General features: G+C 35.4%; 10 protein-coding genes and 1 tRNA gene. 8 read left to right on the plus strand and 3 right to left on the minus strand.

The genetic code is table 11. The features are described 5' to 3' along the window. Positions 1 to 198 precede the first annotated feature (198 nt). From dnaE to OZD68_RS03095, 7 genes are all read left to right on the plus strand, one after another. Entirely contained in the window at positions 199 to 3,528 is a 3,330-nt protein-coding gene (dnaE, locus tag OZD68_RS03065) for a DNA polymerase III subunit alpha (protein WP_182309560.1), read from the plus strand. A gap of 48 nt (positions 3,529 to 3,576) precedes the next feature. Then, complete coding sequence (locus OZD68_RS03070; RefSeq protein ID WP_182309538.1) at positions 3,577 to 4,350, plus strand: 30S ribosomal protein S6; 774 nt, start codon at positions 3,577 to 3,579, stop codon at positions 4,348 to 4,350. Beyond that, the gene (gene rpsR, locus OZD68_RS03075; protein ID WP_182309539.1) at positions 4,350 to 4,625 is read left to right on the plus strand and encodes a 30S ribosomal protein S18; all 276 of its coding nucleotides are present in this window, start codon (positions 4,350 to 4,352) and stop codon (positions 4,623 to 4,625) included. The genes OZD68_RS03070 and rpsR overlap by 1 nt, the downstream gene beginning before the upstream one ends. A gap of 7 nt (positions 4,626 to 4,632) precedes the next feature. After that, positions 4,633 to 5,187: a 50S ribosomal protein L9 gene (gene rplI / locus OZD68_RS03080; RefSeq protein ID WP_182309540.1), complete on the plus strand. Its 555-nt coding sequence runs from the start codon at positions 4,633 to 4,635 to the stop codon at positions 5,185 to 5,187. 54 nt (positions 5,188 to 5,241) lie between these two features. Continuing rightward, positions 5,242 to 5,427 carry a hypothetical protein gene (locus tag OZD68_RS03085; protein WP_275008974.1) on the plus strand — a complete coding sequence of 62 codons (186 nt, stop codon included), beginning with the start codon at positions 5,242 to 5,244 and terminating at the stop codon, positions 5,425 to 5,427. Then, the gene (purB, locus tag OZD68_RS03090; protein WP_182309541.1) at positions 5,424 to 6,716 is read left to right on the plus strand and encodes an adenylosuccinate lyase; all 1,293 of its coding nucleotides are present in this window, start codon (positions 5,424 to 5,426) and stop codon (positions 6,714 to 6,716) included. Before OZD68_RS03085 ends, purB begins: the two co-directional genes overlap by 4 nt. After that, positions 6,716 to 6,788: transfer RNA gene (locus tag OZD68_RS03095), tRNA-Met, on the plus strand. Before purB ends, OZD68_RS03095 begins: the two co-directional genes overlap by 1 nt. A 170-nt stretch (positions 6,789 to 6,958) precedes the next feature. Here OZD68_RS03095 and OZD68_RS03100 read toward each other — a convergent pair. Then, positions 6,959 to 8,215 (minus strand): iron-containing alcohol dehydrogenase, encoded by a 1,257-nt coding sequence (locus OZD68_RS03100; protein ID WP_182309561.1) that lies wholly within the window; start codon positions 8,213 to 8,215, stop codon positions 6,959 to 6,961. A 42-nt stretch (positions 8,216 to 8,257) separates the two neighbouring features. On the opposite strand from OZD68_RS03100, the gene dapE reads away from it, so the two are divergent. Further along, entirely contained in the window at positions 8,258 to 9,463 is a 1,206-nt protein-coding gene (gene dapE, locus OZD68_RS03105) for a succinyl-diaminopimelate desuccinylase (protein ID WP_182309542.1), read from the plus strand. A 117-nt stretch (positions 9,464 to 9,580) separates the two neighbouring features. Here the strand turns inward: dapE and nth are convergent, their stop codons facing one another. Continuing rightward, positions 9,581 to 10,219 (minus strand): endonuclease III, encoded by a 639-nt coding sequence (gene nth, locus OZD68_RS03110; protein WP_182309543.1) that lies wholly within the window; start codon positions 10,217 to 10,219, stop codon positions 9,581 to 9,583. 39 nt (positions 10,220 to 10,258) lie between these two features. Next, a complete protein-coding gene (locus OZD68_RS03115) occupies positions 10,259 to 10,858 on the minus strand; it encodes a hypothetical protein (RefSeq protein WP_275008978.1) in 600 nt (199 codons plus the stop codon). Positions 10,859 to 11,182: the final 324 nt, after the last annotated feature.

The raw sequence follows: 11,182 nt of genomic DNA on the forward strand, positions 1-11,182 counted from the left end.
AAGTAATCCTTACCTTTTAATCTGCAGATTGGCGAAAGCAAATACAATAGCTTCACTATCATGATAAGGGAGCTGGCGGAGTTTGTCAAGTAAGTTTTTGTATTTTAATTTTAGAATTTTATAGGCTTTTGTTCTCATGAAAATTATGTTCTCATGAGTAAATTAATGTTATCCTTTTTTGTTGATCTAAAGTTTCTTATGTTCATACACTTACGTGTTCATAGTGTTTATTCGCTGCTTGAAAGCTCGGTTAAAATTGAGGAGCTGATCGGCCTTTGTTTGCGAAATAAAATGCCAGCGGTTGCAATTACTGATTCAGGTAATTTATTTGGTTCACTTGAGTTTGCAGAATATGCTGCAAGTAGGGGAATACAACTAATAATAGGATGCAATATTATAGTTAAACATTCAGAACAAAATTTACCTATATTATTGCTTGCAAAAAATGAGCAAGGGTACACTAATTTAGTCACTTTGGTGAGTGAGTCTTTTAGAAAGCGCAAGAATAACAGCGATATTCCTTACGTTGATTTTGATGAGCTATTGAATTTAAGTACGGGTCTGATCGCTTTAACCGGTGGATGTTTGGCTCAACTATTGTTGGGGCAAGATAAAGAAACGGTTGAAAAACTGCTTTCAGCATTCAATGGTCATTTATATGTTGAATTGCAGCGTCATGGGCTGAGCAAGGAACTAGAGCTTGAAGAAACTTTAATAGATTTTGCTTATCAGCGCAATATACCACTGGTTGCAACAAATGATGTATTCTTTACAAATAGATCTGACTATGAAGCTTATGATATATTAACGTGTATATCAGAGGGTAGTTATGCTCTCGAAAATAACAGGAAAAAGCTAACCACTGAGCATTATTTCAAATCTGTGGCAGAAATGGAGGAGCTGTTCAGCGACATTCCCGAAGCAATTCATAACACTTTAGTGATAGCTAAGCGGTGCTCTTACATGCCAAGAAGCAGGCAGCCTATTTTGCCTAAATTTCCTTGTCGAGAAAATAAAACTGAGAATGAAGAACTGAGGGAGCAGGCAGTTGCAGGATTAGAATTCCGTATTGCGAATGAGACAGACATAGACCTTAAACAATACTACGATCGGCTGAATTACGAACTGAGTGTGATAACTTCGATGAACTACGCTGGCTACTTTTTGATAGTTTCTGATTTCATTCGTTGGAGCAAAGCAAATGGCATTCCAGTTGGTCCAGGAAGAGGCTCTGGTGCAGGCTCAATTGTTGCTTGGGGCTTACAGATTACAGACCTTGATCCAATAAAGTTTGGCCTAATATTTGAAAGATTTTTGAATCCTGATCGTATATCGATGCCTGACTTTGATATCGATTTCTGCCAAGAGAAAAGGGACCTGGTTATTGATTATGTTCAGAAAAAGTACGGTTATGTTGCTCAAATAATCACTTTTGGAAAATTGCAGGCAAGGGCAGTATTGCGTGATGTTGGGAGGGTATTACAAATGCCTTACTCTCAAGTGGATAAAATATCTAAAATGGTTCCATTTAATCCAGTAAATCCTGTAACTTTATCGCAAGCGATAGAGTTTGATCAAAATCTTCAGAAAGAACGGGATAGTGATGAGGTAATTGCAAAGCTTCTTGATATATCTCTTAAGCTTGAAGGAATATATCGTCACGTTTCAACCCATGCTGCTGGAATTGTAATATGTGATCAAAAGTTGGAAAATTTTGTTCCTGTGTATTATGATCCAAATTCAGCTTTGCCAATCACTCAATACAGCATGAAATATGTGGAGAAAGCTGGGCTAATAAAATTTGATTTTCTTGGACTTGGTACGCTAACGCTAATAGATCATGTGTGTCGTTTAATTAATCGTGATAGACAAAAGATCGATATTTCTTCAGTTCCTTTAGATGACCAAAAAACCTATGAGATGCTCTCAAGCGGTGATTCAATTGGAGTGTTCCAGCTTGAAAGTTCGGGAATGAGAGAAGCTTTAATTAAACTAAAACCGGACTGCATTGAGGACATCATCGCTTTAATCTCCCTTTATCGTCCAGGACCTATGGATAACATTCCAACTTATGTTGCAAGAAAGCATGGACTTGAGAAGCCAGATTATATTCATCCATTACTTGAGGGAATATTAAAAGAAACGTTTGGGGTAATAATCTACCAAGAACAGGTGATGGAAATAGCGCGTATTCTCTCTGGATATAGTCTCGCAGAAGCAGATTTGCTAAGACGTGCCATGGGTAAGAAAATCAAGGAAGAGATGGATAAACAACGTACACTTTTCGTCCAAGGGGCAACGAAGAATGGCGTTGATTATGACAGGGCAAGTTATATCTTTGACCTTGTTGCAAAATTTGCTGGTTATGGGTTCAATAAATCTCATGCTGCAGCATATGCGGTTATATCTTATCAAACGGCTTACCTTAAAGCTAATTATCCATTAGAATTTTTTACAGCACTAATGAATCTGAATATTGATGATAGAGATAAACTGAATTTATTTTATCATGCAGCAAAGTTTAGTGGCGTTACCGTTCTTTCACCTGATATAAACAAGTCTCAAGCTGAATTCTCAATAGAGGATGAACGCATACGTTATGGTATTGCTGCCTTGAGGAATGTTGGTTTTTCTATAGCGGAAGGAATAGTGAACGTACGTTCAAGCGCTTGTAAGGACATATGGAAATTCATTCAAAATTCAGGTCATATGATAAATAAGAGAGCGCTAGAAAGCCTGATTAAATCCGGAGCATTCGATAGCGTGCATAAGAACAGAAAGCAGCTATATGAGTCAATGGACATTCTGATTTACTTTGCAAATAAAAACAAACAGGATAGAGAATCAAGTCAAGCTGCTTTGTTTGGTAGTCTTGATGTCCTCAAACCGAAACTTGAGAATGTGGAAGATTTTGATGAAGAGAAAAAATTAGAGCATGAGTTATTTTCACTAGGATTTTATTTAACTAATCATCCACTTGAAAAATTTAGAATTCTTCTGGAAAAGTTAAATATTGGGTTTATCGGAGAAAATAGAACAGCAAAAACTGCTGGGGTAATATTAAATGCACGTATGAGAACCTCAGAGCGTGGAAGGTTTGTTATACTCACACTTTCTGATCCACATAACGTTTCTGAAATAGCATTCTATAATAATGAAATAATAGAAGAAAAAAGAGATTTATTTTCACCAGGAACGTTTGTGATAATTGATCTTGAAGCTTCGGAAAATACAACAAGATTGGCAGGCAAAGATATATCTGAGTTTACAAAAAGAGTCACTTCTACAATAAAAGAATTAGTTCTCACCACTGAGTGCACGGATTCGCAAAAAGCCGCTATGGAATTAAACGCAATATTGAAAGATGAAGGCAGAACCAAAATAATGCTAAAACTTCTTCTCGAAAAACACAAAGTGAGCATCTTATTACCAGGTGCATACTCAATTGCTCCTCAAGTTATTTATGAAATATCTAACTTAAGCTGGATTAAAGGCGTAGAAATTAATACAAATAACTTGCTTATATAAAAAAGCTTTATATAATGAAATATTTAATCGGTATTAAAGGAAGATATAGTGAATCTTTATGAATTTACTTTTATAGCACAACAAGGATTGTTACAGCAAGAAGTAGAGGAGATGGTCCAAGAGCTAGCTGTTTCATTGAAAAATATTAAAGCAGATATTATGTTCCAGCAAATCAGGGATATTCTGAAAAAAGGAAATGACAAGCTTACAAAACAAGAGTTAGAAGTGCGTGCTGAGGACATTAAAGAAAGTCTAGTTGCTTACTCTGATTTCTTGGAAGATCTTACAAAAATTTTATGGGTTGAATTAGAAGAAGATCTTTCAAATTTGAAAGAAGTGAAGTCAAAAATCGATAAAGAGTTGAAAGATGACCTAAAAGATTTAGGAATAACGCAAGATTTTACAAAATTTCTAGGAGGCAGTACTAAAAGTGCGTTTATCCATGACGCAGTAAATGCTTTGAAGAGAAATATTTCAGAACATCTAATAAAGATTTTTCAAGATATTTTGAAAGATTTTAGAATAAACGGTCCAACTCAATCGAGCAAAGCGTTGGAAATGCTTTTGAAAAACATTGAAGCATCAGGATTAATCAAGTATGAACATTGGGGTCTTTTGGATTTTGCATATCGCAAAAGTAAAATGAAGAGCGGTCATTATTGTATAATGTGCATAAGTTCTACTGCAAGCATTCTGGATGAATTTATGCGTAGAATGAAACTTAATGAGAACGTTATTCGCCACTTTCCTGTGCAGGTTGATAAAATTTTTGAAGGTAAATCTCATATGATGAATAAACAAATTGAGGAGCAAAGCGCATAATGATGAAAAGACGAAATAGTTTTAATAATTCTTACGTATCTGTAAATAATAGGACTGGCTTTAGGCGTTCTAAAGTTTGCCCTCTTGCTTCGTCTAAAGATGAAGACATAGATTATAAGAATATAGATTTATTATCCAAGTTTACCTCTGACTATGGTAGGATATTACCTAGAAGATTAACAGGCGTATGCGCAAAAAAACAAAGGAAGTTACGCTTAGCGATCATAAGGGCACGTTTTTTAGCTCTTATTCCTTACTGTACTAAAAAAGTTTAGGTAATTTATGTTGATAATTTTAAAGGAAAATATAAGGACTTTAGGTAAGCTTGGTGAAGTTGTCAAAGTTAAACCAGGTTATGCACGTAATTTTCTTTTTCCACAAAGAAAAGCGGTGAAAGCTACCAAGGAAAATTTAACAAAGCTAGAGGAGCAACGTTTATTACTGGAAGAAGAGAATATAAAAAGATTAAATGTAGCAAAAGAGCTTGCATTGTCACTACATGATAAGTTTGTGGTATTGATAAAGCAAGCTTCAGAGGATGGTAAAATTTTTGGTTCTGCAACAACACGTGAAATTGCGAAAATTTTACTACAAGAAGGACATGTGATAGATCACCGTAGTTTATCTTTTGGTGAAGTAAGCATCAAAAACTTGGGTGAATACCAAGTAAACGTAGAATTACATAGTGAAGTAGTAGTACCAATTACTATATACGTCGTGAAATCCGAAACAGATGCAAATGAGCTAAGGCGAGTAAAATTGCAAAATCAGAAGTCTGAGCAACAAGAAGCAGAGCAAGATGCGAATAAAGAAGCTACTGATGGTGATGATAGCTGATCAAAGATTATCCCTTGTTATAGTCGTAAAGAAATGTCTGCCATGGCTAAGCTGGTGTCATCCAAGTGCTTCCCTCATGTCATCCCAGTGCGTGACACTGGGATCCAGTTTATTTCATCATGGACATTATTTTATGCTTCTAGAATCCGTTGTCCATTGAATAATTTGCAAATACTTTTATACCTGGATTCCAGTGTCACGCACTGGAATGACACCATTATTGGAATAAATCAAAAATGATTCCCCGCTATAGCAGAAAAGAAATGTCTTCCATTTGGGAGGAAAATAATAAATTTAATATATGGCTTAAAATAGAAAAATTAGCGTGTGAAGCTCAAGCAAAGTTAGGAGTGATTCCGAATAATATTGCTGAGAACCTCTCTGGTGCTATTGAATTTGATGTTGAATGTATCAACGAAATTGAATCCGTTGTAAAACATGATGTTATAGCTTTTCTGACATATATTGCTAAAAAAGCGGGAGTTGATGTTCGTTATCTTCATTATGGAATGACAAGTTCTGATGTTTTGGATACATGCCTTGCGGTGCAACTGAAAGAGTCCTGTGATATTTTGCTCGAGAATCTAAAAAATTTACTTGCAGCATTGAAAAAAAAAGCTGAGGACTATAAAGATATTGTTTGTGTTGGACGCAGTCACGGAATGCATGCAGAACCAACAACTCTTGGAATAAAATTTGCCAGATTTTATGCTGAATTTAAACGCAATTATCAGAGATTAATTAGCGCGCAAAAAGAGATCTCAATTTGTAAAATATCAGGTGCAGTAGGCAATTTTGCAAATGTTGATCCGTTTGTTGAAGAATATGTAGCGAAAGAAATAGGACTCATACCTGAAATCATATCGTCTCAAGTCATTCCTCGTGATAGACATGCTATGTTCTTTTCAGTTTTGGGAGTGGTTGCAAGCTCAATAGAAAATGTTGCTGTTGAAATTCGTCATTTGCAAAGAACTGAAATCGGCGAAGTTTCTGAGCATTTTTCCACTGGGCAGAAGGGAAGCTCTGCTATGCCACACAAATGTAATCCTATTTTAAGTGAAAATCTGACTGGACTCTCACGTTTAATACGCAGTTATGTTTTTCCTGCGTTAGAAAATGTTGCATTGTGGCACGAACGTGATATATCACACTCATCTGTGGAAAGATGCATTGCTCCTGATGCTTGTATAACAATGGATTTTGCTTTAGTGCGATTAACAGATTTGATAGATAAATTGGTGATCAATAAGGAAAACATTGAAAAGAACTTAAATTCTTCAAAAGGTTTAGTTTTCTCACAGCGTGTATTGCTTGAGTTAGTAAATAGTGGTTTGGCGAGGGAAGAGGCGTATAAAATTGTTCAGAGCAATGCAATGAAAGTGAAACAAAACAACAGTGATTTTCTGGCCGAATTGAAACAAGATAAACTCTTACTTAAGGTTATTAACTCGGAAAAACTTGAATCTTTGTTTGATTTGAAATATTATACAAAACATGTAGGTCACATGTATAGCAAGGTTTTCAATTAGGCTGAGTAGCTCAGTTGGTAGAGCAGGAGGATCATAATTTCTTGGTCGGGGGTTCAAGTCCCTCCTCAGCCACTCGAACTAAACTATGTTTAGCAAAGCAGTGCTATTGGTGAAACCCAGTGTCAGTTACTTGGAATGAGTTGTATATCCACTCAGGTGAGGAGACAATGGATAAGAGATTGTGAAAAGGGTTTAGCTTTTGGCCTATGATCTCTTTAAATGACAGAATCTCACTACAAAACTTAACTTTCTTCTATGCAGTTAGCTAAGTCAAGAAAGGTGAATCTATCTCTTGTTGCAAACGCAAGATCGACCACTTTACAATATTGTTCTTTATTCCAATTGAGGTGCTCTGGTAAGTGTGGAATTGACAGATCTTCAAATATTTTTTGCAGGTGTTTTGCAGGTAGTAAATTTTGCTTAATTAAACTGGAAATATTATGCCATTCTTTGCGAATAATCTCTTGGATTTTTTGCTGCAGAATTTGCTTCTGTTCAAAAGTTCTTACAAATTCAATATTATCAAAGCACTGAGTTATATGTTTTACATCTAAAGTGGTCGGTTTAATTATTGGGTTTTGTATTGATAATATCTTTTCCTGTAAATTAGCCATAGTAATCGTTGTGACAGCAATTTTTTCACCATGTAGTGAGGAATAATCTTTTGTTACCATTTCCATTGCGTGAGCTATCATATGCTCTCCTTGGCTTGCAGAATAGCTGCCTTTTGACATCACCATTCCAAGTCCTGAAATTAGTAGAACTTCCATAAGTAATAGGACCTCTTTTCTACTTCTTTTAGTAAGCGCCATATATTCTCTTAGCAAAATTTGCTCCAAATCGTGAACAAGTGTAAAAGGTAATTCATTGTATTCTGTGCTAAGCAACAAATGAGATAGTAGCCAGTCAGCCTGAACTGTTGAACGACAAATGAAATCTGCAAATCCGCTTAATATGAGGCGCAGTGGTGCATTGGCAAGTATGTCTATATCTATATATATTGCTCTTGGAAGATGTGCTTTGAACGATTTTTTATATCCATTTACTAATATTGAAGCATTTGCGGATGTATATCCATTCATAGAAGCTCCTGTTGGAAAGGATATATAATCTTTTTTCTCGAGGTAGCTTACATATTTGCAGATATCGTTAACGGTGCCGCTACCAAATGCAACTATTAAGTCACTGTCTTTTACTTTGTTTCTCACTAGATTTACGGTTTCAAGAGAGGCAGCTCTGCTTGGTGTCATTTCTCTACCTGATGTCATCCCAGCGCGTGACACTGGAATGGCAGGTGTGGTTGGAATAATTAAATGAGAAATTTTATTAAATACGTTTTTGTTTAAAAGTTTTGCTGTATTTTCATCTGCAACTAGAAAGATGTCATTTCCGTGTCGTGTGCATATTTCATAGATATCATCAGCAAGGTGGTAATCTGTTATTACTTCCCTTAGAAAAGTTTGTTCGGCTTGATGTAATATTTGTTTTAAATAGTGCATAGAGTGTTTACAATATAGCAATATAAGTATTTTAAGATTGACATGAAAATTGACCCTGTAGAGCTAACTAAGAAATTGATCTCTTTTGAGAGTATAACACCAAGGGACGGCGGGGCAATAGAGTATATAGCAACAATCTTCAAGAAGAGTGGCTTTGACTGTGAGATTTTAGAATTTGGTGATAATGGAACTAAAGTTAAAAACCTCTATGCGAAATATATAAATGGAGTACCAAATTTGTGCTTTGCTGGGCATGTTGATGTTGTACCACCGGGTCAGTTAAAAGATTGGGCATTTGGTCCATTTAATCCGGAAGTGAGGGATGGCATGTTATATGGAAGAGGGGCGGCTGATATGAAAAGCGGAGTAGCTGCGTTTATTGCTGCTATGGTAAATTTGATTGCAGAGAAGTTTCAATTTAATGGTTCGATAAGTGCATTGATTACCAGTGCTGAAGAAAGCACGGAAGAATATGGAACAAAGGCAGTTTTGGAATGGATGAAAAGTAAGCAGAAAAAGGTGGATTTCTGTGTGGTTGCTGAACCAACCAGTAGTGAGAAATTAGGTGATACCATAAAAATAGGCAGAAGAGGTTCTGTAACATTTGAATTAATTTGCCATGGAAAACAAGGGCACGTTGCCTATCCAGACCTAGCAGATAATCCAATATATAAGGTAATATCGATATTGAGTAAGGTAAAAAATACTACTTTTGATCATGGTAATAAATATTTTCAGCCTTCACATTGCGAAGTTACTACTATCGATGTTGGAAATAATACTAGCAATCTAATACCTGGTTCAGCAACTACATGTTTTAACATTCGATATAACAATGAACAAACACAGGGTGGCCTATATAAGCTGATTGATGAAATATGCTCTAGTGTAACTAACGATTATAAGCTTTCTATGCATAGCAGCAGGGACGTTTTCCTCTCTACTCCCGATAGGAATACTGATATTATGCTTGATGCAATAAGTAAGGTTACCAACATTGATGCTATACTTAGCACAAGTGGTGGCACATCTGACGCTGCGTTTATCAAAGATGTTTGTCCAGTGATTGAATTTGGTATAATCAACAAAACTGCACATCAGATAAACGAATGCGTATCAGTAAACGATATACATAAGTTAACAGCTATATATAAGGAATTTATAGAAAATTATTTCAATCCCACTAATAAAATATTGAATCAGGTCAACGTGGTTAGTAATATATCTAGTGGTCCATTGTTAGCTTAGATGTAATCAGATCTCTTGCATAACTGTTGTTTGAATAATAACTTGTATCATTCCAGCAAAATGTGTCAAGTAAGTTTTTTCGTTTCTATAGCTACTTGGATGACAAAAGAAGAAATACTAGACTTTATACCTTTTGCACTCAAATTCACATAAATCATGAATTATGCACGTTTCACACGAAGGTTTCTGTGCTTTGCAAACATATCTACCATGCAAAACTAGCCAATGATGAGCATAAAGCAGGTATTTTTTGGGAACCACATTTAAAAGAGATTGCTCTGTTTTAAACACATCTTTTTCTTTCACAAGCCCAATTCTATTGCTCACTCTAAAAACGTGAGTATCAACTGCCAATGTTGGAATGCCAAGCCCTGAATTTAAGAACACATTAGCGCTCTTTCTCCCCACTCCAGGCAAAGACACCAAATCATCAAAATTAGTAGGTACTTTGCTGTTGTATCGTTCTACCAATATTTTACTAAGCCCGATTATATTTTTTGCTTTGGAATTATATAAACCAATACTGCTTATGCATTTTTTCAGCTCACTCTGCCCAAAGCTCAGCATTTTTTCTGGCGTATCAGCGATATTAAATAGTTCTCTTGTAATTTTATTAACGCTTAGATCAGTTGTCTGCGCTGATAAAACTATCGCAACCAGTAACGTAAAATGATTGGTATAATTTAGCTCTATTTTTGGCGCAGGATTTGATTGTTGAAACTTTTCAAATATTAGTTCTACTTTTTTTGAGTCCATGCATAGAGCTAAAAGTTTATACTATACCGTAATATTCTACTATGCAAATTCAACCGCTTGAGGTCTAGGTGGCTGTTCAGTGTTAACATCAGACATATTAGTGTTCACTTCATCGAAATTCCTCTCAGCAAATTCGCTTGCCACCTCTGTAAAACACTTTCTAACAAGAGGCATAATTATTGGCATTAATAGCCTTCGTGGATCATACCGTCCTAACAGATCAGTTTCCTTTTGCACTCTATCTCTTAGATCTTCCTCAAGTAAATCTTTCATGTGTTTTTCAGTGTATATTTCACAAGCCTTTGAAAATGTAGGACTAAATATCTCAGTAGCTAGCAGTGCTAACAATGACAAAGTACCAAATATTGTCACATCAACATAAAAACTGCCAGAGATAAAACCCTCTATCATTAAAGAAGTAAAAAAGACAGGCAAAGGGTAAAAAACAAAAAGCTTATAGCATAAGTAAATACAATTTATTCTATTTACATATTGATCAGTAGAAATTTCAGAGTTTTTGTATTTTTTTTCGTAATGTTGTGTTAAAGCAGATAAAATCTCTGTCATAATAAGATTTAATGCTACTAGTGGCAAGCATAAACACATCAAGGTATCACTGGCAATTAACCAAGTAGGCAAGAAACAATAGCAATAAATTGCTTCAGCAAAAGCTAAAAAAAGTAAAGTATTTACTTTTTTCTTTAAAGTACTAGATAGCAAATCGTCTCTACGCTTTATAAACTTTTGCATTAGCGCTTGTTTGTCTTCCCTTATTAAACTTCCATTCTTTGTTAAAGGGGCGATATATAGCTCTTTTTACAATAATCCGAACAGACCGTAATATGCTACTGGCCTGCTATAGCCATAAACACATATCTTATCGCATTCGGACTATTATAAGAAAGGCTATAACTGCTATAAAGTACAGGAATTATGTAGGATTTTCTGCTAGTGGCTACTATA

Source organism: Wolbachia endosymbiont of Drosophila bicornuta, from assembly GCF_028982105.1.
Classification (GTDB): domain Bacteria; phylum Pseudomonadota; class Alphaproteobacteria; order Rickettsiales; family Anaplasmataceae; genus Wolbachia; species Wolbachia pipientis.